The following is a 25,166-nucleotide window of genomic DNA, read 5'->3' as shown; positions in this document are numbered from 1 at the left end:
CGCTTACCTCAATATCACTTTCATCCATGACTCCCATATCGACCTCGAAGATGGTCTCGGCGCCTTGCTTCATCAGGATCGCTGCGCCGCCGCTGTCATCACCGATCATCACATAGTCTGGAAGATATTCCGCAACCTCATAGTCTCGGTTGCGCTGAGCGATATCCTCCGTCTCAAGAAGCGTAAGCCCGCCGATAGCCGAAAGGCCGTTTGATATCGTCAAAAGCTCCACGTAAGCTGGCGGAATTGCTTTTCCCAGATCCTCTTGCGCCGCAGCGATGTCAGCGGAATCGGCCGGGGGATGCAGCTCATACACTTGGCGAAGCAGCGTGACATCTATCATCTATAATGCTCCAAGACTGTCGAAATACGAGTAAGCGCGGTTGATAACACGGCGGATCCTGGCTTCGGGAACTCCAGCCGCCCGCATCTGCCGCACCACTTCGTTGAACTCGGTGCGGATATGGGTTCCAAAACCATACTGCCTGCGATACGCCCGCTGTGCCGCAGAAATCTGGGCATGTGACATGCCAGACGATGACGGCAGAAGGATGGCGGGCGCCTGGTTCGAATCATAACCCGGTACGTTCCGTCTTGCCCTGGCATCCTGGATTGGATGGTGTGACTGGACGCGGCTGTCCGTCCGATTTTTACCGTCGCCCGGCGCACGATTCTGCTGCGGGCTTAGCATGCGCGTCAGCATCAGGCGCGACATTGCCGCTTGGCCTGTTGCGACACCCCGCCAACTCTAGCGGATCGACCCAGCAATTCGGATCGGCGACACAGCTCTGCCGCTGAAAGCCGCTCGTCACATGGGTTCTGGCCAGAAATATTGCAGCGGCGATGCGGTCGCCATATCGGGCTATCACCGGGTCGGGATATAACCAGCCAAGTCGATCCATTCACTCTCCCAAACCAACCCCTCGCGATAAAGTATGCGATGGGCCATGCGCTGCACTTCGGGGTCCGGCAGCGTCCAGACAGCCCGGTTTTGCGGGAGGCTGTCAAATCCGTCCGTCGCCAATCCCGTCACTCGCAGCTTTTCCTTTATCGTTTCGGCCAGAGAATCGGTCATGAAATTCTGCGACAAGACATTGCGCAGCATCTTGCCTTCAAGCACCGGGCGAAAACTGTCCGGCTCAAGCATCAGCCTTTGGCACGAGGCATCGAAATCCGTCCAGGTTTGCGTCGGTCGATCCGGCGTCAGCGCGGCAAACATGCCATAGTTTATCTCGCGCACCGGCCATTGCATCAGATAGGCATGGCCGGCATTCAGCCCGGCACCGGCCGCAAGCCGCCACCAATCGGCGGCGACCAGCGACTCGTCCTCGGCCGGGATCTGGGCAATCAGCGAAAACATGCTGTCCTTGTCGTCTGCCGCCGACAGCCGCGCCAGCATCAGGCTGCGCAGGGGAAAGTTGTTGTTCCCGTCCTTGCCCTTTTCAAACAGCTGGATATGCGCCGGCGGGTATTTCGTCTTTAGCGCCCGGGCAATCTTTTCCGCATCCGGCTGGCTCTGTTGCACAAATCGCGTGAGGGATTCATCTCGCGAATCCAGGGTGGTAGCTGGGATGCATGAGCAGACCCATACCCCCGACCTACAAGACCAGGAACTGGCCAGCCTACAATGAAGCACTCAAGCGCCGGGGCTCGCTGACGATCTGGTTTGACCCCGAGATGAGCTGGGATGCCGCGCCGACAGGCAGGCGTGGCCGCCAGCAGACCTACAGCGATGCCGCTATCCAGACGTGCCTCTCGATGAAAGTGCTGTTCGGCATGGCGCTCCGGCAGACGACCGGGTTCGTCGAGAGCCTGCTACGGCTGGTCGGCCTGAACTGGACGGTGCCCGACTTCAGCACGCTATCTCGCCGCCAGAAGACCTTGGCCGTGAACATCCCCTACCGCGGCTCCAAGGGGCCGTTGCACCTGCTGGTCGACAGCACCGGGATCAAGGTCGAAGGTGAAGGCGAGTGGCACGCACGCAAGCATGGCGGCCCGAAACGGCGCGTCTGGCGCAAGCTCCACCTTGGGATCGATGAAGAAACGTTGGAGATCCGGGCCGTCGAAGTCACCGGGAGCCACATCGGTGATGCGCCCATCCTACCCCACCTTCTCGACCAAATCCCGCAGGACCAGGAAATCGGTAGCGTTACGGCTGATGGCGCCTACGACACGCGCAAATGCCACGATGCGATTGCAGATCGCGGTGCCCATGCCGTCATCCCGCCCCGCAAGAACGCGAAGCCCTGGAAGACGATCACCGCCGGAGCCGTGGCCCGAAATGAGGCCCTGCGCGCGGCGAAATACCTGGGCCGCGCGCTCTGGCGACGATGGTGTGGATACCACCGCCGAAGCCGCGTCGAGACAAAGATGCATTGTATCAAGTTGCTGGGCCAGCGGCTCATGGCACGGGACTTCGACCGACAGGTCGCCGAACTCCAGGTCCGCATCGCCGTCCTGAACGGCTACACCGCGCTCGGAATACCCGTCACGGAAGCTGTGGGATAAGTCCGTCCGGGGAAAGGGGAACCTCGGCCTTAAGCCGATTTGTGCAACAGAGCCAGGAGAATATGCTACATTAACGTCAGAGACAGCCAAATCCCTTGGAAGGCTTGCATCACCGAGTCCCGCAATTCCCAGTCACTCTTCTGCAGCCTCCTCAAGCCAGGCATCCAGGGCCGGACCGCGGGGATTTAACCGCAACGCCCGCTCCGTGTTACCGCGGTCGGGCGGCATGACCTCGGCAAGAACGATGGTCCCGGCCCGCTTTTCTCCGGTGCCAAAAAGCCCCTCGGCATCCAGCAAGGCCATCGCTGCCTCGGTCACGGACAAGCGACGCTCCAATTCCCGGCGATATTCATCTGCGTTCTTCAATTCGTGAAGGTTGGGCACTTCCGAAAATGCCTTGGCCACGTCATCAAAATATTCTTGACCGAACAGCCAGTAGGGACTGTCCGAATAAGACCATTTGAGCAAAGCCTTCCGCGCCTCCGGGTTGGTTGCGCCCGCAGTCACACGATCCAATGCCTGCCATGACCATGCCGATGGATAGGGTGCAAGGCCTTCGCCGGTGCTGACAAGCGTACAGTAATAGAAATCCTCGGGCGTTTCCTGAAACAACCTTGAAAAGGCATTCCGGGCGGCGGCGGCGATAATCTGAGCAAGATCTTGCGACATCAGGGCCTCGTGGCATCATTGGCAGCGGTGGCATTCAGGGTTTCGCGGCCGATGGCACGAAGTTCGCGGCGCAGAGCACTTCTGATCGCGCGATCGCCATAGCCTTGTTGCTTCATGCGGGATTCGACGCCATACAACCGATCGCGAACCGTCTGATGATAATCCGTGGTGTGCATATAGCCATGCGGATTAGGGTGGCCGATGGGAATGCCGTTCGCCGCATCATTGATGCCTATATTGTATTTGTCCAACAGATTCCGCGCATCAGCCGCGGGCGCCCAGCGGCCCTTGCTGCCGCCCGATGCGACGATATGCCCCGCCGCCTGACCGGATTGCACGGGCCGCCCTTCTCGGGCCATATTCGCACCAAGAATGCGAGAGTTTTCGCCGCAGGATGCCAACCCCAGCGGATCGACCCATCCATTCGGATCCGCGACATAGCCCTGCGGCCTCAGCCCGCCCTCCAGACCGATCGGGTCGGGCGAGAGATATTGCGTCGCGTCCGGGTCGTAATAGCGGAAGCGGTTGTAATGCAGCCCGCTTTCGGGATCCTGGAACTGGCCCTGGAATCGGATCGGGCAATCGGGCGCGGCATCGTCATTGGCGGCGCGGCGGCGCAGCTCGGCCAGCTCGCCCCACAGCGACAGCTCGGCCCGCCAGACCACGGTGGCGCCGCCTTCGGAAAACATCTCGCGCGGGGTACCGATGTGGTCGGTGACGATGTAATGCAGCGCGCCGTCCTGTAGCTGCGCCAGCGGGCGGAAGCTGCCCGGCTCATAGACCCAGTGCCGGGCGCGGTCCCAGGCGGCGGTGCCTTCGGCCAGCGGTGCCTCGGCGATCAGGCGGTCTCCCTCCCATTGATAGACCGCACCCTCCTGGCCCGAGAGCCGCGCCACCCGCCGGCCCAGCCCGTCGTAGCGATAGCGCCAGTGCCGGCCCTCCGGCGTCTCCAGCCCGACCATCTGGCCCAGCCCGTCCCAGGACATGCGCCAGACGCGGGGGCGGAAGCCCGGCTCCTCGATGCGCTTCTCGATCACCCGGCCGCAGGCGTCGTGGCGATAGGCGACCCGGCCCCGGCGGCGGACACGGCCGGCAGCACTCTCGACGGGTTCGGCGATGCCGGCCTCGATCACGGCCGCGAGGTTGCGGGCCGGGTCGTATTCGAACTGCCGCAAGGGTCCCGCATCGCGGATCTGCGCCACCACCTGGCCGCGCGCGTCATAGCGGTTCTCGGTCAGGCCGGCGCTGCGGTCGTGGATCTGGGTCGCGCGGTCCAGCCGGTCCCACAGATAGCTGCGATGCAGCCGCGCGCCCATGCGCGTCGCGTCGCCGAAGCCGCTGGCGGCGCCCAAGCCTGCCCGCGCCGCCTCGGGCAGGCGGGCGAAGGGGCCGGCGATCTGCTCGGCCAGCATGCCGGTGATCGTATGGCCCTGCGCCAGCGCGAAGCCGGCGCCGGAATGGCGCAACTGCTCCAGCCCGCGCGGGTCGTGGCGGAAGTCCAGCGGCTGGTGCCCGCCCACCGACAGCGAGACCGGCAGCCCGGCCCGGCTATAGGCCGCCGCCAGGTGCAGCACGTCGCCCGAGCGCGCCACCCGCTGCCCGGCCAGGTCATAGTCCGAGACGATCTCGCGCCCGTTCAGCCGTTCGCTGACCACGCGGCCAAGCGCGTCATAGGCATATTCCACCGTGGCCGCGTCATTCTCGGCCCGGATCAGCAGGCCGCGCGGGTCATAGGCGAAGCGCGTCTCGGCCTGGCCCGTGGCATCCTCGACCCGCAGCGCCAGCAGCCGGCCCGCGGGCGACCAGGCGTAATGCCGCGCGGACCCGTCGGGCGCGGTCGCCGTCACCACCCGGCCCGCCGCATCCAGGTCATAGCGGATGATCCGGCCGGAATAGTCGCGTTCCGCCACCACGCGGCCGGCGGCGTCATAGCGGTACTCGTAGCGCTCGCCCAGCTCGTTGACGACGGCGGTCAGCCGCATCTCGCGGTCATGCTCCAGCTGCAGCCGGTGGCCCTTGGGGTCCACGGTCTCGACCGGCAGGTCGAAGGCGCCGAAGCGATAGCGGCGGGCGTCGCCGTCCGGGTCGGTGATGGCGGCAAGCTGGCCCTCGACGTCCCATGCCAGCCGCGTCACGGCGCCGTCCGGGCGCTCGACGGCGCGGATATTGCCGCGCGGATTGTCCGGGCCGCGGCTGACGTCATAGCGGGTCGCGGCGCCGATCTGGTCGGTCACCCAGATCAGCCGGCCCTCGGTGTCGGTCAGGCTGCGGATCTCGTTGCCATCCGGGTCGCGCCAGCGGTTCAGCCGCATGAGCGGGTCGTAGAAGAACCGCTCCTGCACGTCGCCGGGGCGGTCGACGCGCAGCACCTCGCCCTTGGACCCGAGGCCCAGCGAGGCCACCCGGCCAAGCGCATCGGTCACGCCGACCAGGTTGCCCTGCGCATCATGGCGGAAGCTGGTGCGGTTGCCCACCGGGTCGGTCGCGGCCAGCAGCAGCCCGTCCGGGCCGTATTCCCATTGCGTGACCGCGCCCTCAGGGTCGGTGGCGCGGATCAGGTTGCCCTGCGCGTCATAGGCGAAGCTGCTGCGCCCGCCCAGCGGATCGACCCGGGCGGTGACGTGGAAGGCCTGGTCCCATTCGGTCAGCCAGACCTGGCCGGTCGGGTCGGTCTCGCGCCAGACCACGCCGTCCTCGGTCCAGTCCCAGACGGTGACGGCGCCCTCATCGCTGCGGGTGACGGTGCGGCGGCGGCCAAGGTCATAGTCCAGCGTGCCGCCGGCATGGCCGCTGTCGGACCACAGCCGCCGGATGCGGTCGCCCTCGCCATATTCGTAATGGACATGGGTGTCCTTGGCGTCGCGCCAGCCGGTCAGCCGGCCGAATTCGTCGTAGTCATAGCGCAGCGTGCCGGTCTGCGCCGATTGCACCTGCACCAGCTGGCCGGCGCGGTTGTAGTTCCAGGCAAAGGTGCAATCCTGCGCGTCCGGCGCATCCAGCACGGCATGGCGGATCAGCCCGCCCCGGCTGTGGACGGCCAGCGCGAAACCGTCGGAATGCTCGACCCGCTGCAACCCCTCGGGGCCATAGAGGAAGGCGATGCGGTTGCCGTTGCGGTCCTCGATCCGCGACAGGCGGCGGGTGGCGGCGCCCTCGTCGGCAAAGACCAGGAAAAGCTGGCTGCGGCGGTCCAGCACGAACAGCTCGGCCGAGCGGCGGCCCAGCAGCTCCAGATGCGGAAAGCGCAGGTTGTGGCTGAGAACCTCGTCGCCGGGCGTGTGGAAGACGATCTGCGTGCCTTCGTCGTTCTGGAAGGTCACCGTCTCGGCGTCCATGCGCAGGTGCTGCGCCCAGGTGCCGGCCCAGCTTGCACCCTGGATGCCGGTCGAGTCGACCGCATGGGTGCGGGTCAGGACCAGCGGGATGGTGCCGGGAATGGCGATATCGGTGCGCGTCTCCATGAAGCGGCCGGTCGCCACGTCCACCGGGCAGCCAAAGCCGCTGCGGCAGCTGTTCGGTGCCTCGCCGTGGTGGGCATAGGACGGGTCGCCGCCCTTGGGCTTGCGCCCGCCAATGGGCAGCAGGTCGGCGGCGATCACCGCGATATTGGCCAGCCGGCTTTGCCAGCCCACGTCGATGGCCAGCGCGATGGCGCTGGTGTCGATGTCGATGGCGATGGTCGGCACGCCGTCGTTGATGGTGCCGTCGCAGGTGGTCTTGTGGCCGATGCGGGCGATGGGCCAGTTGTTGGCGAATACCGTCTCGGCGCCCTCGGCGACCTTGGACACGGCATGGTCCGAACAATCGACCACATCGGTGACCCGCGCCACCGGCTTGTTCTGGAAATACACGTCGGGCGAGCCGGTCTTGATCACGCCCTTGTTGGTGCCGTATTGCCCAGCGACCGAGGCGAAGCCGAAGCCGATGCCGCCGACAAGGCCTGCCGCGCTGGCCGCCGCCACCGCCAGCATGATCGGCCCCAGCGCCGCGCCGGCCGTCGCCACCACCAGGACGCCCACCGCGACCGCCGCCACCGCGCCCAGCACCATGGCGCCCAAGGACCAGCCGCTGACATGGGCGATGGGATGGCCGACCGTCGCCGGCATCTCGCCGTCCTCGGCGATGCGCTGAAAGCCCATGGCCTCCATCGCCCAGCCACCCAGAGCCTCGCCGGCCTTGAAGCCGACATAGCCCGCGGCCATGCCCGCCACCACCGCCGCCGCCGCCGGCGCGGCGGCCGTCGCCGCGGCGGTCAGCACGGCGGTGCCGGTCAGTCCCGCGCCCATGGCCGTGCCCGCGCCATAGGCCGCCGCCATGGCGACCGGCGCCACGGTCAGCGTGTTCTGCACCGCGTCCGAATTATAGGTGGCGATGGCGGAATCGACGCCCTGCTCGAAACCGTTCGGCCCGGTCTGGGCATTGGCTGCGTCGATGCGGCTTTGGTGATAGTCGCTGAACTGCGGCGTGCTTCCCGGCCCGGCGTCCGCGCCGTTGCCGGTCGCGCGCCGGCTGGCGACCCGCGCGCCCCCCGCCGTCGCACCATCGAGCAACGCCCCCATCGCCTAGCCCTCCGCCCGCTCCAGCCGCAGGGTCGAGACGATGCGCCGCATCTCGGCCTGCTGCGCCGCGCTCATCTCGCCCCCGACCGAGGCGGTCAGCACCAGGACCTTGCCGCCCGCCGCGCCGACCGTGGTGATCAGCTGATGGATGGCGCCCTGCTTGGCGGTCCAGCGGCATTCGATCTCGATCGCCGGGGCGCCGTTCACCGACAGCTCGCGCCGGGCGTCGATGCGGAAATCCTTCAGCGCCTGCGCGGCCTGCTTGGCCTGGTCCTCGACATATTCGGCGAAGGCCATGCCCCAGGGCATGTCGTCGCGGGTGATGGTCAGCGACACCCCCGGCCCCGCCGGGTTCGACGACACCACGTTGATCGTCCGGTCCTGCCAGTCGCGCGGCAGGTCGATGCTGCCCTCGTTGATGCGATACATCAGCTCGCCGAGTCCTTGTTGAGATGAATCATGCCGCCGATCTGGTCCAGGACGCCCTCGGCCAGCGTCACCCGGGTCGAGCCGAATTGCAGCACGATGCCCTCGGTCGTCATGGTGATGGTGCCGGCGCCGACCTTCAGCACCAGGCTTTCGGTGGCCTCGGCGCTGATGGTCTTGGCGGTCTGCTGCATCTTCAGGTCGGAATGCAGCGAGACCAGCTTCTTGGCCTGGGCGGTGATGTCGTCATCGGCGGCATAGGCGATGACGCCGGGGCCCGCCTTGCCGGCCAGCGCCGTCGCGGTGATCTTGGTGGCCTGGCTGGCGCGGGTCAGCGCCACGGTCTCGGTCAGGTTGCCGCTGGCCACGGATTTGGTCTCGTCCCCGGTCTGGACGGTGATCGCGCGGTTGCCGTTTTCCACCAGCGTCGATTCGTTGTCCTTGATGACGCGCTCCATGTCCTTCTGCGCGTGCAGGAAGATCTTCTCGGCGCCGTTCGCGTCCTCGAAGCTGAGTTCGTTGAAGCCCGAGCCCTGGTGCGTCTTGGTCTTGAAGCCGCTTTTCGTCTTGCTGGCCGGCAGGCCGTAGATATTGCCGTTCTGGCCGTTCACCACGCAGCCGGTGACGATTGGCTTGTCGGGGTCGCCGTCGATATAGTCGACCACCACCTCCATGCCGATGCGCGGGATGACGACGCCGCCCAGCCCGTTGCCGGCCCAGTTCTGCGCCACCCGGCAGCGCATCGAGATCGCGCCCTGAAGGTCCCAGTGAAACCGGACCAGGATGCGGCCGAATTCGTCGCAGTCGATCTCGCCCTCGCCCACGACCACGGCGGTCTGCGGGCCCTGCATCACCGGCACCGGCGTGCGGCGCGGCGGCGCCATCGGCGCGGTGTCGGGCATCAGCACATAGGCGCCGGAAAAGGCATAGCCGTCGCTGCCCGCCGCGCCCGAGCCATAGGCCTCGCTGACAAAATGGTGGCTGGCGGACAGGCAGAGGAAACGCTCGCCGGTGCCCGGCACCTCGTCGCCGCCCAGCGTCACGGTCTTGCCGGCGCCCAGCGACAGGCAGTCGCCCATGGCCCGCACCCGCCGGTCGCCGCCGCGATGCTGCCGGGTGCGGCGCTGCGCGATCAGTCGGCCGGCGCCTTGGTCGGCGAAATCGCCCGGGTATTCATAGCTTTCCAGCTGGCCGAGCGCATGGGCGGCGTCGCCCATCTGGTCAACCTCCATCGCCGCCGTAGGGGTCTTGAAGTTATAGTCGATCAGCCGCGTCGCGCCGGTGGTCAGGTTGCGCTCGGCCGACCAGTCCCAGAAATGCTCGCCCTCGGCCTGGTGGTGGCCGTCGTAGGATTTATAGGGCCTTGTGCCGATGCTGTCATGCGCCAGCACGTCGTCGGTCATCACCATGGTGTGGCTGCCCGGCGCGTGGCGGAAATGGAAGCTGATGCCGTGCCGCTCAAGCTGGCGGCGGGCGAAATCCATGTCGGATTCGCGGTATTGCACGGTATATTCCAGCACCGGGTAATCCTCGGACAGCTGGAACTCATAGGCCGGATCGCCCAGGCCCGCATATTCGGCGAAAAGCTCGGTCAGGATCTGGACCACGGTCTTGTTGTGGAAGATGCGCTGGTTCTGCCGCCGGCTCGCCAGCCACAGCCAGGGCCGCAGCACCAGGTCGTAGCGGTGGCCGTTCTCGCCCACCCCCGACCAGCGCGCCTGCGTGACCATGCCGTCGAAGGCCCGGGGTCCGTCGCGCGATTCGATCTCGACCGTGGCATGGGTGCCGATCAGCGCGTCGAAATCGACCTTGCCGTGGCTGGCCAGGGCCTCGACGCGATATTCGAACAGCTCGTTCACATGGTCCGAGCCGTCCAGGCGCAGCAGCACCAGCTCGTCAGCGCCAAGCGCGGTGGTCAGCCGGCCCAGCCGGCCCGCCTGCTTGAAAGGAATATTCACAAATGCCTCCTGACCAAAGTGAACACGGAAGGCTCGGATCGAATGCAGCGGCATGTTAGCCGGATTTCCGGTCGGGTCAAACCGTGAGCGCCCTGGGCGGCAATTCTGCCTAGGGCGGGCCAATTCCATATCGTGGAATTCCTATGCCCTGCGATTGGCGGCATGGGGCGATTTTTTCGGCGGGCAATGAATTTCCGCTTGCACTTCTGCGTGCGCTTCCGCGACAAACGGGCAGAAGCGGCTGTTCTGCGCTCCACATCGTGGAACGCGAACCGGGAGAGGGAGATCCCGACTGCCGACGGAGGAACGACATGCAACTGACCGACACCCAGCCCGAGGGTGAGCTGGCCCTGGGCGGCATCGAGGCCATGGCCGAGCCGAAACGCGCCGAGCCCTGGATGCGGCCCATCGAGATCGCCGCCGCCGGCCTGTTGCTGGTGATGATCGTCACCGTGCTCGCCAACGTGTTTTTCCGCTATGTCCTGCACAAGCCGCTGATCTGGGGCGACGAGGTCGCCTCGCTCAGCTTCATCTGGATGGCGATGCTGGGCGCGGCGCTGGCCGTCGACCGGCATGAGCACATGCGGCTGACCGTCTTCCTGCCGCTGCTGCCCGAGCGCACCGCCCGCCTGGCCGAGATCGCCGGGCAGGTGCTGGTCTGCGTGCTGCTGCTGCGGCTGCTGCCGGTCGCGGTCGAATACGCCTATGAGGAAAGCTTCGTCACCTCGCCCGCCTTGCAGATCCCGATGTCCTGGCGCGCCTCGGCGATTCCGGCCGGCATCGGGCTGATGGCGGTGCTGATGGTGATCTCGGTCCTGCGCTCGCGTGAGTGGCGGGCGATTGCCGGCACGCTGATCGTGACCGGCGCGCTGGTCGCGCTGTGCTGGTGGCTGAAGCCGTCGCTGCTGTCCATCGGCAACTGGAACCTGCCGATCTGGCTGGGGCTGCTGGTGGCGGCGCTCTTGTGCATCGGCGTGCCCATCGCCTTCTGCTTCGCGCTGGGAACGCTGGCCTATCTGACCTTCGCCAGCCACGCGCCCGTCTTCGTCATGCTGGGCCGCATCGACGAGGGCATGTCGGCGCTGATCCTGCTGTCGGTGCCGGTCTTCGTGCTCTTGGGCTGCATCCTCGACGCCACCGGCATGGGCAAGGCCATCGTGAACTTCCTCGCCTCGCTCCTGGGCCACGTCAAGGCGGGGATGAGCTATGTTCTGCTGGGCTCGATGTTCCTGGTCTCGGGGATTTCGGGCTCCAAGGTATCGGACATGGCGACGGTCGCCCCGGCGCTGTTCCCGGAAATGCGCCGGCGCGGCCACTCGCCGTCCGAGATGACGGCGCTGCTGGCGACCGGCGCCGCCATGGCCGACACCGTGCCGCCCTCCATCGTGCTGATCGTGCTGGGCTCGGTCGCGGGCGTGTCCATCGCCGGGCTTTTCACCAGCGGCTTCGCCATCGCCATGGTGCTGCTCGTCATGCTGGCGATCCTGGCGCGCTGGAAGGCCCGGACCGAGGACATGGCCGGCGTCCGCCGCGCCGGCCTGGGCGTGATCGGCAAGACCGCGATCGTCGCGGTGCCGGCGCTGGTCCTGCCCTTCATGATCCGCAGCCTGGTCGCCGGCGGCGTCGCCACCGCGACCGAGGTCTCGACCATCGCCGTGGTCTATGCCTTCATCATCGGCATCGTGCTCTATGGCGGCATCCCGCTGCGCAAGATGGGCACCATGCTGGTCGAGACCGCCGCCATGTCGGGCGCGATCCTGCTGATCCTGGGCGCGGCCAGCGCCATGGCCTGGGCGCTGACGCAATCGGGCTTTGCCCGCGACCTGATGACCATCGTCATCGGCCTGCCCGGCGGCTGGGTCGTGTTCATGCTGGCCAGCATCGTGATCTTCCTGGTGCTGGGCTGCTTCCTGGAAGGGCTGCCGGCCATCGTGCTGCTGGCGCCGATCATGTTCCCGATCTCGCGCGGGCTGGGCATCCACGACATCCATTACGCCATGGTCATCGTCACGGCGATGAACATCGGGCTGATGGCGCCGCCCATCGGCATCGGCTTCTACATCGCCTGCAAGATCGCCAATGTCCCGGCCGACCAGGTCATGCGCAAGATCTGGCCCTATCTCGCCGCGCTGCTGGTGGGGCTTCTGGCCATCGCCGCCGTGCCGTGGTTCTCGACCGCACTGCTTTGACAAGACAACTGGGAGGAGGAAACCCGATGATCACCAACCGCCGCACCATCCTGCTGGGCGCCGCCGCGGGCGCGCTGGCCGCGCCCTTCATCCGGCCCGGCCGGGCCATGGCCGCCGAGTTCAGCTACAAGATCGCGAACAACCAGCCCTTGGAGCATCCCAGCAACGTCCGGCTGGGCGAGGCGGTGAAGGCGATCCTGGAGGAAACCTCGGGCGCGGTGGACATCCAGATCTTCCCGTCGAACCAGCTGGGCGCCGATACCGACGTGCTGGGCCAGCTGCGCTCGGGCGGGGTCGAGTTCTTCCAGCTGTCGCCGATCATCCTGTCGACGCTGGTGCCGAACGCCTCGATCAACGGCGTGGGCTTCGCCTTCCCGGATTACGACACCGTCTGGAAGGCGATGGACGGCGAGCTGGGCGCCTATGAGCGCGGCCAGATCGAGGGCGCGGGCCTGGTGGTGATGGAAAAGATCTGGGACAACGGCTTCCGCCAGACCACCAGCTCGACCAAGCCCATCGTGACGCCGGCCGATCTGGAAGGCTTCAAGATCCGCGTGCCGGTCAGCCCGCTCTGGACCTCGCTCTATTCGGCCTTCGGTGCGGCGCCGGCCTCGATCAACTTCGCCGAGGTCTATACCGCGCTGCAGACCGGCATCGTTGACGGCCAGGAAAACCCGCTGGCGATCATGAAGGTCGCCAAGCTGTGGGAGGTGCAGAAGTATCTCTCGATGACCAACCACATGTGGGACGGCTTCTGGCTTCTGGGCAACCGCCGCGCCTGGGCCGCCCTGGGCGAGGCGCATCAGGCCGTGGTCGCCAAGCATTTCAACGACGGCGCCGTGAAACAGCGCGCCGACGTGATGGAGCTGAACGCCAGCCTGCGCGGCGACCTGGAAAGCAACGGCTTCACCTTCAACGACGTGGACCCGAAACCCTTCGAGGAGAAGCTGCGCGAGGCCGGCTTCTATGCCGAGTGGAAGAAGACCTATGGCGACGAGGCCTGGGCGATCCTGGAAGCCGCCGTCGGGCGGCAACTGGCCTGATGCGGGATGCGCCCGATACCGGCGGCACGCAGGCGGTGGCGCGCGCGCTGTCGCTCTTGTCGCTGGTCGGGCGCGGCGCCGCGCAGGGGCTGGGGCTGGCCGAGCTGGCCCAGGCCACGCATCTGCCGCCGCCGACCGCGCGGCGGCTGCTGTTGGCGCTGGCCTCGGCGCGGATGGTCGAGCAGGACCGGGCCACGCGCCGCTATCACCTGGGCCCCGAGGCCTATCTGCTGGCGCGCTTTGCCGAGGAGCGCCACGGCATCCTGCACCACGCGCGCGACTCGATGCTGCGGCTGGCGCGCGACACCGGCGACACGGTGCTGCTGACCGTGCCGCAGGGCGACCATACCCTGTGCCTGGAGCGGATCGAGGGCGATTTCCCGGTCCGCACCCATGCGCTGATGAAGGGCGACCGCAAGCCGGCGGGCGTCGGCGCCGGCGCCATGGCGATCCTGGCTGCCCTGCCCCCGGCCGAGGCCGAGGCCCTGCTGGCGCAGGTCGGGCCGCTGGTCGGCGATCTGGCCCCGGTCCTGGCCGAGGATCTGGCGGCCGCGCGCGCGGCGGGCCATGCCCTGAACCCGGGCCGGATCGTCGCCGGATCCTGGGGCCTGGGCGTCGCGATCCTGTGGCCGGACGGCCGCCCCGCCGGGGCGCTGTCCGTCGCCGCCATCGAGAACCGCATGGGCTTCATCCGCCAGGCCGAACTTGTCGCCGCCTTGCAGCGCGAGGCGCATCTGATCGGGCAGCGGCTGGCCGCCCTTGAACCGCAAAGGAACCTCTCATGACCGATCCGCTGATCGTCGGCTGGGCGCATACGAAATTCGGCAAGTCCGAGGCGCCCGACACCATGGCCCTGATGGCCGAGGTCGCCCGCCCCGCGCTGGACCATGCCGGCATCGCGCCCGAGGCCGTGGACGGCATCTTTACCGGCGTCTTCAACAACGGCTTCTCGCATCAGGATTTCCAGGGCGCGCTGGTCGCCATGGGCACGCCGGAACTGGCGGGCGTGCCGTTCCTGCGCACGGAAAACGCCTGCGCCACCGGCTCGGCCGCGATCTATGCGGCGGCGGATTTCATCGCCTCGGGGCGCGGCAAGGTCGCGCTGGTGATCGGGGCCGAGAAGATGACCGCGACGCCTAATGACCGCATCGGCGACATCCTGCTGTCGGCGAGTTTCGTCCCGGAAGAGGGCGAGATTCCCGGCGGCTTCGCCGGCGTCTTCGGCCGCATCACCGAGCATTATTTCCAGCGCCACGGCGACCGTTCCGAGGAATTGGCGATGATCGCCGCCAAGAACCACGAAAACGGCATGCGCAACCCCTATGCGCATATGCAGAAAGCCTTCGACGCGGGTTTCTGCAACACGCCGTCCGAGAAGAACCCGCTGGTCGCGGGGCCGCTGCGGCGCACCGACTGCTCGCTGGTCTCGGACGGGGCGGCGGCCTTGGTGCTGGCCGCGCCCGAGGTGGCCGAGGGGCTGGCGCGTGGCATCCGCTTCCGCGCGCGGGCGCAGGCCGGCGACTATCTGGCGCTGTCGCGGCGCGATCCCATCGCCTTCGACGGGCCGCGCCGGGCGTGGCGCGCGGCGCTGGACCAGGCCGGCCTTGCCGTCACCGACCTGTCGCTGGTCGAGACGCATGACTGCTTCACCACCGCCGAGATGATCGAATACGAGGCGATGGGCCTGGCCGAGCCCGGCCAGGGCTGGCGGGTCATCCGCGAGGGCACGACCCGTTTCGACGGCGCGCTGCCGGTCAACCCCTCGGGCGGGCTGAAATCGCGCGGCCATCCGATCGGCGCCACCGGCGTCTCGCAGCATGTCATGGCGGCGATGCAGCTGACGGGCGATGCCGGCGCCATGCAGGTGGCCGATGCGCGGCTGGCCGGTGTCTTCAACATGGGCGGCGCGGCGGTGGCCTCGTATTGCTCGATCCTCGAGAGGCAGAAATGACGGGTCCGGCAGGCGGTCTGGCCCCGGTCTCGACCCGGGTGATGAACCTCGCCACGCTGCTGACGCAGGCGGCGCGGCGCGACCCGGACGGCGTGGCGCTGGTCATGGGCGAGGCGCGCTGGAGCTGGGCCGAGTTCGAGGCGCGCACCGACGCGCTGGCCCATGCCTTGCAAAGCCGCTTCGGCTTGCAAAAGGGCGACCGGGTCATGTGCCAGTCGCAGAACTGCCTGCAGATGATGCAGGCCATGTTCGCGGTCTGGCGCGCCGGCGGCGTCTGGGTGCCGGCGAACTTTCGCCAGACGCCCGAGGAGGTCGCCTGGCTGACCCATGCCGCGGGCGCGACGCTGATGTTCTGCAACGCCGCCTTCCCCGAGCACGCAGCGGCCTGCGGCGTGGAAACGCTGGTCTTTGGCGCGGCGGATTTCGGATCTTCGGTCGATGTGATCACAGCCGACGCGATGGGCCGCCGTCCGCAGGTCGCCGTGGTGGATCGCGACGATCCCTGCTGGTTCTTCTTCACCTCGGGCACCACCGGCCGGCCCAAGGCCAGTGTCCTGACCCATGGCCAGATGGCCTTTGTGATCACGAACCACCTGGCCGACCTGATGCCGGGGCTGACGGGTCAGGATGCCTCGCTGGTCGTCGCGCCCTTGTCGCATGGCGCGGGGGTGCATCAGCTGGTGCAGGTGGCGCGCGGCGTGAAAACCGTGCTGCTGCCCAGCGAACGGTTCGACGTGGCCCAGGTCTGGGATCTGGTGCGCGAATGGCGCGTCTCGACCATGTTCACGGTGCCGACGATCCTGAAGCTGCTGGTCGAGCATCCCGCGACCGCCGCGGCCGATACCTCAAGCCTGCGCTATGTCATCTATGCGGGCGCGCCGATGTATCGCGTCGATCAGCAGAAGGCCTTGAAAACGCTGGGCAAGGTTCTGGTGCAATATTTCGGCCTGGGCGAGGTCACCGGCAATATCACCGTGCTGCCCGCGCATCTGCACGAGGCCGAGGACGGCCCGGCCACCCGCATCGGCACCTGCGGCCATCCCCGCACCGGCATCGAGATCCAGATCCAGGACGATCACGGCCGCGAACTGCCCCCGGGCCAGACCGGCGAGATCTGCGTCATCGGCCCCGCCGTCTTTGCCGGCTACTACCAGAACCCCGAGGCGAACCGGAAAGCCTTTCGCGACGGCTGGTTCCGCACCGGCGACCTGGGCCATGTGGACGAGGCGGGCTTCCTTTATATCACCGGGCGCGAAAGCGACATGTTCATCTCGGGCGGCTCGAACGTCTACCCGCGCGAGATCGAGGAAAAGCTGCTGACCCATCCCGCCATCGCCGAGGTCGCGGTGGTCGGCATGCCGGACCCGCTGTGGGGCGAGGTCGGCTGGGCGGTCTGCGTCGCCACCGCGCCGGTGACCGAGGCCGAGATCGCGGCTTTCCTGGAACCGAAGATCTCGCGCTACAAGCTGCCGAAGCGGGTGCTGTTCTGGGACAGCCTGCCGAAATCCGCCTATGGCAAGATCACCAAGACGCTGATCCGCGACGAGATCGCCGCGCGCGGCCTGGTGGAGCCGGCATGAGGATGGTCCATCCCGGCCCGCGCGCCGCCGAACGCGCGACGGCGCGGCGCGCGCAGCTGCGCCCGCTGCGGGGCGTGCTGCCGAAGGGGGCGACCGTCATGCAGGCGGTGGGCGATCTTTTCGCGGCCCATGGCTGCAAGGGCGGCGTGCTGGACCTGGCGGGCGTGACCTGCGCGCCGATGCGCTATGTCCTGCCGGCGCCGGCCAGCGACGGGCTGCATGCGGCCTGGTATTCCGAAACCCACGCGCCCGAGGGTCCGGTGCGGATCGACAGCGCCACCGCCACCGTCGGCAGGAAGGACGGCGCGCCCTTCCTGCATTGCCATGGCATCTGGGGCGGCGCGATGGGGCATCTGCTGCCCTTCGATTCGGTGATCGTCGCGGATGCCGAGGTCGCGGGCCTGGGCGCGGCCGAGACCTGGTTCGAGGCCCTGCCCGACCCCGAGACGGCCTTTACCCTGTTCACCCCCGCGGGCGGCGAGGACGGCCGAGGCCTCCTGGCCCGCATCCTGCCCGGCGAGGATGTGGTGACGGCCGTCGAGGCGCTGGCCGGCCGCCATGGCATCGAAAACGCCCGGCTGCATGGCGTCGGCAGCATCGACCACATCCGCTTTGCCGAGGGGCATCGCATGGATTGCCACGCCACCGAACTGCGGCTGGCGGGCGCGCATCTGGCCGCCGGCCGGGCGCATATCCCCATCGAGGTCGTGGACATCCACGGCCATATCGCGCGCGGCAGCCTGACCCGGGGCGGAAACCCGGTCGGCGTCACGCTGGAACTGATCATCGAGCCGACAGAGGACAAGACATGAAAACCGCCATCGTCACCGGAGGTTGCCGCGGCATCGGGCTTGCCGCCACCGAGATCTTCCTGGAGCAGGGCTGGCAGGTCGCCGTGGTGGACCGCGACACCGAGGAACTGCACCGCGCCTGCGACCACATCGACAACGTGATGACGGTCGAGGCGGATATTTCCGACCCTCAGGCGGTGGACGGCGTGATCCGGCAGGTCGTGGCGCGTTTCGGCCGCGTCGATGCGCTGGTGAACAACGCCGGCGTGGCGCTGTTCTCGCAGGTCGGCCAGACCAGTTTCGAGCAATGGCGCGAGGTGATGGCGACGAACCTCGACGGCGTGTTCCTGTGCACCCAGGCCGCGACCGAGGAACTGGCCAAGACCCGCGGCGCCATCGTCAACATCGCCTCGATTTCCGGGCTGCGCGCCTCGACGCTGCGGGTGGCCTATGGCACCTCGAAGGCGGCGGTGATCCACCTGACCAAGCAATTCGCCGCCGAGCTGGGCGAAAAGGGCATCCGGGTGAACTGCGTCGCCCCCGGCCCGGTCAGGACCAAGCTGGCCATGGCGGTGCATGCGCCCGAGATCATCAGCGCCTATTACGACGCCATCCCGCTGAACCGCTATGGCGAGGCGCGCGAGATCGCCGAAGCCATCGTCTTCCTGTGCTCGGACAAGGCCAGTTTCGTTTCGGGGCAGGTGCTGGCGGTGGACGGCGGGTTTGACGCCACCGGCGTCGGCCTGCCGGCGCTGCGCCGCGCCGCCGAGACCGCCTGAGAGAGCGGGGCCGGGGCGAACCCGGCCCGCTGCTTCAGCCCAGCACCTCGCGCACCGTCTTGGGCGGTTGCGCCGGCGATGGTATCGGCCGCGGCGCGGGTCAGCCAAAAGGGCGGCGCCAGGCCGGCCGCGGTCATGGCGGCGCGCGGGTTGATCACGCCCGGCTGCATGCAGAGCGCGCGCAGGTTGCCGTTGCGCGCCAGGTGATCCAGCGCCTTGAGGATGATGCCGCGCTGTCGAGCGGCAGGCTCCATGTGCAGGCCCAGATATTTCGACAGCGCCATCAGCAGGTGGACAGCGCCGCCGCCGCCGTCAGATTGTCCGCGACCCAATGCAGCCCGGCGCGGAACGTCTCGACATGCATGCGCTCGGTCACCGGCTTCAGCATCGACAGGTCGATCAGCTCGTCCTGCCGCTCGGCCAGAAAGGGCGTATTCTCGGTGGGATTTGCAAGAGATGATGGCCAGCGCAAGGCACCGCCTAATCAATTTGCATTGCAAATCAAATTAACTATGCTATATCCATCGCATGACCCCGATTCCCGATCCCCGCGCCCGCTTCGGCATGCGCTTTTCCCTGCTCGCGCGGCGCTGGCGCCGCGCCATCGACAGCCGCCTGGCCGCCGCCGGCCTGACCGACGCGACCTGGGTGCCGCTGGTGCATCTGCACGAGACCGGCGGCGGCATCACCCAGAAGGCGCTGGCGCAGCGCGTCGGCGTCGACGGCTCCAGCCTGGTGCGCGTGCTGGACATCCTGTGCCGGCAGAACCTGGTCGAGCGCCGCGCCGACGCGAGCGACGGCCGTGCCCGGCTGATCCACCTGACCGAGACCGGCCAGGCGCGCGTGGCCGAGATCCTGCGCGAGCTCGCCGCGGCGGAACAGCCGCTGCTGGCCGGGCTCAGCGACGCCGAATTGGCCGCGATGCTCGACGGCTTCGACCGGATCGAGCGGCAGATGCAGGACGGCGAGGGCAGCCCATGACCCGGCGCATCGACGCCGCGCGCCATGTGCTGGGCCGGCGAAACCTGCTGGGCAGCATGGCGCTGAACCGCCAGCCCTTCCTGCGCAACTCGCTGCTGGCCGGCGCCCAGGCCGGACTGGCGGTCGCCATCGCCCTGCCGCTGGCGCTGCTCTCGCCCTGGCCCGAGCTGACCGGCTTTGCCGCGCTGGGGGCGCTGGTCGCGCTCTTTGGCCGCTTCGCGCCGCGGCGCGGGCCGGTGGTGCTGGCCTGCGGGCTGTGCCAGGTCGCCGCCGTGACGGCCATGTCGCTGGCGGTCTGGGCCGGCGCCCCGGCCGCGGTGCAGCTCGCCTTGCTGGCACTGTCCTGCGGCGTCTTCTTCTTCGTCACGGTCAGCGCCGGCTTCGGCGCGCCGGGGGCGCTGATCTTCGTCTTTGCCGCCGGCGCCGCCATGGGGCATCAGGCCGGGCTGGCCGAGATCGCCGGCCGCGCCGCCGCCACCGGCGCCGCCGCGCTGCTGGCCTGGGCGATCTGCGCCCTGACCGAGCACCTGCGGCCGCCCGAGTCCGAAGACCGCCCCTTCCCGGCCGAGCCGCGCCGCCCCCTGCCCGAGCGCCTGGTCGCGGCGCTGCGCATCATCATCGGCTGCGGCAGCGCCGCCTTCGCCTGCCACGCGCTGGGGGCCGCGCATCCGGCCTGGGCGGCGATGGGGGCGCTGGCGGTGATGCAGGGCGCGCACCTGCACATCAACATGCAGCGCGCCGTGCAGCGCATGACCGGCACCGCCATCGGCGCGGTTCTCGCCTGGGCGATCCTGAACCAGGTCCCCGGCCCTTGGGAAATGATCGCGGCGCTGGTGCTGCTGCAATTCCTGACCGAGACGGTGATCGGCGCCAATTACGCGCTGGGTCAGGCGCTGGTCACGCCCATGGCGCTGCTGATGAGCCATCTGGCCGCGCCGCAGGCCGACGCCGCCGCCATGGCGCCCGAGCGGGTGCTGGACACGCTCCTGGGCGTCAGCCTCGGCATGCTGGCGGCGCTGGTGTTCTCGACGCTCGACGACCGCCGGCGCCTCGCCCAGGGATGACCCGAAGGGGCTTCTTTGCTCCTCAAATACCCATGGGACGTTCCAGCTCTCGACCGCGGTCATGCAGCGCGCCGGCCAGGAAATCGATCACCGCCTCGACCCAGCGCATCATCCGCATGTCGCGGTGGCAGGTCAGCCAATAGGTGCGGGTCAGCCGCACCGCCTCCGGCAGCACGATGCGCAGCTCGGGGTATTTCGCCGCCATGTAATAGGGCAGCACGCCCACGCCCAGCCCGGCGCGCACCGCCGCGAGCTGGTTGAAGATGCTCGACCCCCGGATCGTCGCGCGCAGCGAGGGATGCACCTCGCGCAGATAGTCCAGGCCCGGGGCGAAGATCATCTCCTCGATATAGCCGACGACGCGATGCCGGCCCAGGTCGGCGGGCACCGTCACGGCCGGGCGGCTGCGCAGGTAATCCGCCGTCGCGTAAAGATGCAGCGTGTAATCCGCCAGCCGCTGCGAGCGATAGGGCCCGCTGGTCACCGGATCGAGGGTGATCCAGATGTCGGCCTCGCGCCGCGACAGCGACAGCACCTGCGGCATGGTGATCATCTCGGGCATGACCTGGGGAAAGCGGGCGATGAACGCCGGCAGCAGGTGGGTCGAGAACAGGCTGGCAAAGCCCTCGGGCATGGCCAGCCGCAAGGGTCGCAGCTGGCCGGGGCCGGCGCCGCGGTCCAAGGGCAGCTGCAGTGCGGCCTCCTCCATCCGCTCGGCGGTCTCGATCAGGCGCAGGCTGGCCGGCGTCGGCTCATAGCCGCGCGGGTTGCGCTCGAACAGCCTCGTGTCCAGCGCCTGTTCCAGCCGGTCGATGCGGCGCGAGACCGTGACATGCGAGGTGCCCAGCACCCGCGCCGCGCGCGACAGCTGCCGCTCGCGCACCACGGCCAGAAAGAATTGCAGGTCGTCCCAGCTGAGCGTCGTCATCTGTTCAAGAATGCACAGGATATGTAAGAAATAAAACCTGTCTGAACGCTTGTGTCAAAGCGGATTTCCCGGCATCGTTCAACCACGGCCGGGGAGGGCACAGCAGGGCGCCGCCCCCGAAAAAGGCCGCAACGGCAGGCAGGGCCCGCCGTTGCCAAGGACCACCCAGGGAGGAAAAAAATGCGCAAGATTCTGCTGACGACCGCCGCCGCCGGCCTGGCCGCGACACCCGCGCTGGCCGAGATTTCCGACGGCAAGGTCAAGATCGGCATCCTGAACGACCAGTCCGGGGTCTATGCCGATTTCGGCGGCAAGAACTCGGTCGAGGCGGCGAAGATGGCGGTCGAGGATTTCGGCGGCAAGGTTCTGGACGCGCCGGTCGAGATCGTCAGCGCCGACCACCAGAACAAGCCCGACATCGCCTCGAACATCGCCCGGCAATGGTATGACACCGAACAGGTGGACAGCATCATGGAGCTGACCACCTCCTCGGTCGGCCTGGCCGTGCAGGCGCTGTCGCAGGAAAAGAAGAAGATCACCATCAACACCGGCGCCGCCACGACCGAACTGACCGGCAAGGCCTGCACGCCCTACGGCTTCCACTGGGCCTATGACACGCATATGCTGGCCGTCGGCACCGGCGGCGCGCTGGTCAAGGAGGGCGGCGACAGCTGGTTCTTCCTGACCGCCGACTATGCCTTCGGCTATTCGCTGGAAGAGCAGACCTCGAACGTGGTCAAGGAGCATGGCGGCAACGTGGTCGGCGCCGTGCGCCATCCGCTGGCGACGACCGATTTCTCGTCCTTCCTGCTGCAGGCGCAGTCCTCGGGCGCCAAGGTGATCGGCCTGGCGAACGCCGGTCTCGACACGCAGAACGCCATCAAGCAGGCGGCCGAATTCGGCATCACCCAGGGCGGGCAGAAGCTGGCGGCGCTGCTGTTCTCGATCGCCGAGGTGCACGGCCTCGGCGCCGAGGCGGCGCAGGGCCTGACCCTGACTGAAAGCTTCTACTGGAACCGCGACGCGCAATCGGCCGAGTTCGGCAAGCGCTTCAAGGAACGCACCGGCGTCATGCCGAACATGGTCCATGCCGGCACCTATTCGGCGGTGACGCAATACCTGAAGGCGATCCAGGAGGCCGGCACCGACGAGACCGAGGCCGTCGCCAAGAAGCTGCACGAGATGCCGGTCGACGACATCTTTGCCCAGGGCGGCAAGGTCGGCGCCAACGGCCGGCTGATCAAGGACGCCTATCTGATGGAGGTCAAGGCCCCGGCCGACATCAAGGAGGACTGGGACTATTACACCGTCCTGGCCACCATCCCCGGCGACCAGGCCTTCCTCGATCCGGCCAAGAGCGGCTGCCCGCTGGTCCAGTGATGGCATCTGCTGCAACGCAGGCCGAGCCGCGGGTGGTGCTTTCCGCCCGCGGCCTGGGCCGGGATTTCGCGGGTTTCACGGCGGTGAACAACGTGGATCTGGACGTGGAGCATGCGCGCATCCACGCGCTGATCGGGCCGAACGGCGCCGGCAAGACCACGGTCTTCAACCTCTTGACCAAGTTCCTGCAGCCGACGCGGGGCCGGATCACGCTGCTGGGCCAGGACATCACCGCGACCGCCCCCGACAAGGTGGCGCGGCTGGGGCTGGTGCGCAGCTTCCAGATCTCGGCCGTCTTCCCGCACCTGACCGTGCGCGAGAACGTCAAGGTGGCGCTGCAGCGGCCGGCGGGGCTGGCGACGCAGTTCTGGCTGCCGCTGTCGTCGCTCGACCGGCTGAATGCGCGGGCGGATGATCTGATCGAGCAGCTGGGCCTGGCGCCGTATCGCGACCACCGCGCCGCCGACCTGTCCTATGGCAGGAAGCGCGTCCTGGAGATCGCCACCACGCTGGCCCTGGACCCCGAGGTGCTGCTTCTGGACGAGCCGATGGCCGGCATGGGCCAGGAGGACGTGCGCATGGTGGCCGAGATCATCCGCGACGTCGCCCGCTCGCGCGCCGTGCTGATGGTGGAACACAACCTCAATGTCGTGGCCGACATCTGCGACCACGTCACCGTGCTGCAACGGGGCGAGATCATCGCGCGGGGCGATTACGCCACCGTCTCGGCCGATCCGCGCGTGCGCACCGCCTATATGGGGTCCGAGGCATGAGCGCGCTTCTGTCCGTCGAGAATCTGCAGGCCTGGTATGGCGAAAGCCACGTCCTGCACGGCGTTACCATGCATGTGAACCAGGGCGAGATGATCTGCATCCTGGGCCGCAACGGCATGGGCAAGACCACCACCCTGCGCACGATCATGGGCATCCTGCGCAAGCGCACCGGCCGGATCGACTTCGCCGGCCAGGACATGATGGCGCTGCCCCTGCACAGGACCGCCCGCGCCGGGCTGGGCTTTATCCCCGAGGAGCGCGGCATCTTCGCCAGCCTCTCGGTCGAGGAGAACCTGATGCTGCCGCCCAAGGTCGCCGAGGGCGGCATGTCGGTCGAGGAGATCTATGCGCTGTTCCCGAACCTGAAGGAACGCCGCTCGAGCCCCGGCACCAAGCTCTCGGGCGGCGAGCAGCAGATGCTGGCCCTGGCCCGCATCCTGCGCACCGGGGCGCGCTGCCTTCTGCTGGACGAGCCGACCGAGGGCCTGGCCCCGGTCATCATCCAGGCCATCGGCGAGGTGCTGGTCAAGCTCAAGGCGCGCGGCATGACCGTGGTGCTGGTCGAGCAGAACTTCCGCTTCGCCGCCAAGGTCGCCGACCGCTTCTACCTGATGGACCACGGCCGCATGACGGCGGAATTCCCCGTGGCCGATCTGCCGCAGCAGATGGACCTGCTGCATCGCGAACTGGGGGTGTGACATGACCATGATCTTCGGCGTGCCGCTCCAGGCCCTGATGGGGCAGCTGCTGGTCGGGCTCATCAACGGCAGCTTCTATGCGCTCTTGTCCCTGGGCCTCGCCATCATCTTCGGCCTGCTGCGCGTCATCAACTTCGCGCATGGCGCGCAATACATGCTGGGCGCCTTCGCGGCGCTGCTGCTTCTGAACTGGGGCGGCATCAACTACTGGCTGGCGCTGATCCTGGCGCCGCTGATCGTGGGGCTGCTCGCGGCGCTGGTGGAAAAGACCATGCTGTCGCGGCTCTACAAGCTCGACCACCTCTATGGCCTCTTGTTCACCTTCGGCCTGGCGCTGGCGATCGAGGGCACCTTCCGCTATTTCTTCGGCGCCTCGGGCAAGCCCTATGCCGCGCCGTCGCAGCTGACCGGGGCGGTGAACCTGGGCTTCATGTTCCTGCCGATCTATCGCGGCTGGGTGGTCATCGCCTCGCTCGCGGTCTGCATCGCGGTCTGGCTCTTGATCGAGAAGACCAAGCTCGGTGCCTATCTGCGCGCCGCGACCGAGAACCCGACGCTGGTGCAGGCCTTCGGCGTCAATGTGCCGCTGCTCTTGACGCTGACCTATGCGCTTGGCGCGGGTCTTGCCGGTTTCGCGGGCGTGCTGGCGGCGCCGGTCTATCAGGTCTCGCCCCTGATGGGCACGAACCTGATCATCATCGTCTTCGCCGTGGTGGTGGTCGGCGGCATGGGCTCGATCCTGGGCGCCATCGTCACCGGCTATCTCCTGGGCGTGGTCGAGGGGCTGACCAAGGTCTTCTACCCCGAGGCGTCCAATATCGTGATCTTCGTCATCATGGCGATCGTCCTGATCCTGCGGCCCGCGGGCCTTTTCGGAAAGGAGGCCTGA

Annotated in this window: 23 protein-coding genes; 14 read left to right on the top strand and 9 right to left on the bottom strand. The window is 67.8% G+C overall.

Annotated elements, in window-relative coordinates:
• The 3 genes from ASV56_RS20665 to ASV56_RS20660 form a co-directional block, all read right to left on the bottom strand.
• On the bottom strand, window positions 1–343 hold a 343-nt coding region (locus ASV56_RS20665), incomplete at its 3' end, for an SMI1/KNR4 family protein (protein ID WP_062563861.1).
• Window positions 344–715 (bottom strand): hypothetical protein, encoded by a 372-nt coding sequence (locus ASV56_RS23180; RefSeq protein ID WP_082724957.1) that lies wholly within the window; start codon window positions 713–715, stop codon window positions 344–346.
• A gap of 150 nt (window positions 716–865) precedes the next feature.
• Complete coding sequence (locus ASV56_RS20660; protein ID WP_062563860.1) at window positions 866–1,525, bottom strand: hypothetical protein; 660 nt, start codon at window positions 1,523–1,525, stop codon at window positions 866–868.
• A gap of 50 nt (window positions 1,526–1,575) precedes the next feature.
• On the opposite strand from ASV56_RS20660, the gene ASV56_RS20655 reads away from it, so the two are divergent.
• Window positions 1,576–2,508, top strand: coding sequence for an IS5 family transposase (locus ASV56_RS20655; RefSeq protein ID WP_062560474.1), 933 nt, complete (start codon window positions 1,576–1,578; stop codon window positions 2,506–2,508).
• Between the two features lie 132 nt (window positions 2,509–2,640).
• Here the strand turns inward: ASV56_RS20655 and ASV56_RS20650 are convergent, their stop codons facing one another.
• Genes ASV56_RS20650 through ASV56_RS20635 form a run of 4 tightly spaced genes read right to left on the bottom strand, consistent with a single transcriptional unit; the run spans window position 2,641 to window position 10,120 of the window.
• Window positions 2,641–3,177 (bottom strand): DUF4303 domain-containing protein, encoded by a 537-nt coding sequence (locus ASV56_RS20650; RefSeq protein WP_062563859.1) that lies wholly within the window; start codon window positions 3,175–3,177, stop codon window positions 2,641–2,643.
• Window positions 3,177–7,736, bottom strand: coding sequence for an RHS repeat-associated core domain-containing protein (locus tag ASV56_RS20645; protein ID WP_062563858.1), 4,560 nt, complete (start codon window positions 7,734–7,736; stop codon window positions 3,177–3,179). The genes ASV56_RS20650 and ASV56_RS20645 overlap by 1 nt, the downstream gene beginning before the upstream one ends.
• 3 nt (window positions 7,737–7,739) lie before the next feature.
• Window positions 7,740–8,165, bottom strand: a complete 426-nt coding sequence (locus ASV56_RS20640; protein ID WP_062563857.1) for a DcrB-related protein — start codon at window positions 8,163–8,165, stop codon at window positions 7,740–7,742.
• A complete protein-coding gene (locus ASV56_RS20635) occupies window positions 8,165–10,120 on the bottom strand; it encodes a type VI secretion system Vgr family protein (protein ID WP_253880194.1) in 1,956 nt (651 codons plus the stop codon). The genes ASV56_RS20640 and ASV56_RS20635 overlap by 1 nt, the downstream gene beginning before the upstream one ends.
• 311 nt (window positions 10,121–10,431) lie before the next feature.
• Here ASV56_RS20635 and ASV56_RS20630 point away from each other — a divergent pair, with 311 nt between their 5' ends.
• The 7 genes from ASV56_RS20630 to ASV56_RS20600 are packed head-to-tail and all read left to right on the top strand — an operon-like array spanning window position 10,432 to window position 18,453.
• Entirely contained in the window at window positions 10,432–12,309 is a 1,878-nt protein-coding gene (locus ASV56_RS20630) for a TRAP transporter large permease (RefSeq protein ID WP_062563855.1), read from the top strand.
• A gap of 26 nt (window positions 12,310–12,335) precedes the next feature.
• Window positions 12,336–13,352 (top strand): TRAP transporter substrate-binding protein, encoded by a 1,017-nt coding sequence (locus tag ASV56_RS20625; RefSeq protein WP_062563854.1) that lies wholly within the window; start codon window positions 12,336–12,338, stop codon window positions 13,350–13,352.
• Complete coding sequence (locus tag ASV56_RS20620) at window positions 13,352–14,137, top strand: IclR family transcriptional regulator (protein ID WP_062563853.1); 786 nt, start codon at window positions 13,352–13,354, stop codon at window positions 14,135–14,137. The genes ASV56_RS20625 and ASV56_RS20620 overlap by 1 nt, the downstream gene beginning before the upstream one ends.
• Complete coding sequence (locus ASV56_RS20615; RefSeq protein WP_062563852.1) at window positions 14,134–15,303, top strand: acetyl-CoA acetyltransferase; 1,170 nt, start codon at window positions 14,134–14,136, stop codon at window positions 15,301–15,303. The genes ASV56_RS20620 and ASV56_RS20615 overlap by 4 nt, the downstream gene beginning before the upstream one ends.
• Window positions 15,300–16,883: an acyl-CoA synthetase gene (locus ASV56_RS20610; protein ID WP_062563851.1), complete on the top strand. Its 1,584-nt coding sequence runs from the start codon at window positions 15,300–15,302 to the stop codon at window positions 16,881–16,883. Before ASV56_RS20615 ends, ASV56_RS20610 begins: the two co-directional genes overlap by 4 nt.
• The gene (locus ASV56_RS20605) at window positions 16,880–17,695 is read left to right on the top strand and encodes a PCC domain-containing protein (RefSeq protein WP_062563850.1); all 816 of its coding nucleotides are present in this window, start codon (window positions 16,880–16,882) and stop codon (window positions 17,693–17,695) included. Before ASV56_RS20610 ends, ASV56_RS20605 begins: the two co-directional genes overlap by 4 nt.
• Window positions 17,692–18,453 (top strand): SDR family NAD(P)-dependent oxidoreductase, encoded by a 762-nt coding sequence (locus tag ASV56_RS20600; RefSeq protein WP_062563849.1) that lies wholly within the window; start codon window positions 17,692–17,694, stop codon window positions 18,451–18,453. Before ASV56_RS20605 ends, ASV56_RS20600 begins: the two co-directional genes overlap by 4 nt.
• Window positions 18,454–18,736: 283 nt before the next feature.
• Here ASV56_RS20600 and ASV56_RS20595 read toward each other — a convergent pair whose 3' ends face one another.
• Window positions 18,737–18,925, bottom strand: a complete 189-nt coding sequence (locus tag ASV56_RS20595) for a hypothetical protein (protein WP_062563848.1) — start codon at window positions 18,923–18,925, stop codon at window positions 18,737–18,739.
• A gap of 56 nt (window positions 18,926–18,981) precedes the next feature.
• Between ASV56_RS20595 and ASV56_RS20590 the strand changes: the two genes are divergently transcribed.
• Both ASV56_RS20590 and ASV56_RS20585 read left to right on the top strand, forming a co-directional pair.
• Window positions 18,982–19,434 carry a MarR family winged helix-turn-helix transcriptional regulator gene (locus ASV56_RS20590; protein ID WP_062563847.1) on the top strand — a complete coding sequence of 151 codons (453 nt, stop codon included), beginning with the start codon at window positions 18,982–18,984 and terminating at the stop codon, window positions 19,432–19,434.
• Complete coding sequence (locus ASV56_RS20585) at window positions 19,431–20,498, top strand: FUSC family protein (RefSeq protein ID WP_062563846.1); 1,068 nt, start codon at window positions 19,431–19,433, stop codon at window positions 20,496–20,498. Before ASV56_RS20590 ends, ASV56_RS20585 begins: the two co-directional genes overlap by 4 nt.
• Window positions 20,499–20,520: 22 nt before the next feature.
• On the opposite strand, the gene ASV56_RS20580 is transcribed toward ASV56_RS20585, so the two are convergent.
• Entirely contained in the window at window positions 20,521–21,426 is a 906-nt protein-coding gene (locus ASV56_RS20580) for a LysR family transcriptional regulator (RefSeq protein ID WP_062563845.1), read from the bottom strand.
• A gap of 180 nt (window positions 21,427–21,606) precedes the next feature.
• Between ASV56_RS20580 and ASV56_RS20575 the strand changes: the two genes are divergently transcribed.
• From ASV56_RS20575 to ASV56_RS20560, 4 genes are read left to right on the top strand one after another with little or no spacing between them, the layout of a single operon-like run.
• Complete coding sequence (locus ASV56_RS20575) at window positions 21,607–22,806, top strand: ABC transporter substrate-binding protein (RefSeq protein WP_062563844.1); 1,200 nt, start codon at window positions 21,607–21,609, stop codon at window positions 22,804–22,806.
• Window positions 22,806–23,579, top strand: a complete 774-nt coding sequence (locus tag ASV56_RS20570; RefSeq protein WP_062563843.1) for an ABC transporter ATP-binding protein — start codon at window positions 22,806–22,808, stop codon at window positions 23,577–23,579. The genes ASV56_RS20575 and ASV56_RS20570 overlap by 1 nt, the downstream gene beginning before the upstream one ends.
• Window positions 23,576–24,277 (top strand): ABC transporter ATP-binding protein, encoded by a 702-nt coding sequence (locus ASV56_RS20565; RefSeq protein ID WP_062563842.1) that lies wholly within the window; start codon window positions 23,576–23,578, stop codon window positions 24,275–24,277. Before ASV56_RS20570 ends, ASV56_RS20565 begins: the two co-directional genes overlap by 4 nt.
• Window position 24,278: 1 nt before the next feature.
• Window positions 24,279–25,166, top strand: a complete 888-nt coding sequence (locus ASV56_RS20560) for a branched-chain amino acid ABC transporter permease (protein WP_062563841.1) — start codon at window positions 24,279–24,281, stop codon at window positions 25,164–25,166.

It is taken from the genome of Paracoccus aminovorans, assembly GCF_001546115.1.
Taxonomy (GTDB): Bacteria; Pseudomonadota; Alphaproteobacteria; order Rhodobacterales; family Rhodobacteraceae; genus Paracoccus; species Paracoccus aminovorans_B.
The sequence above is the reverse complement of the archived record's forward strand: the minus strand, read 5'-3'. Positions and strand labels throughout refer to the sequence as shown.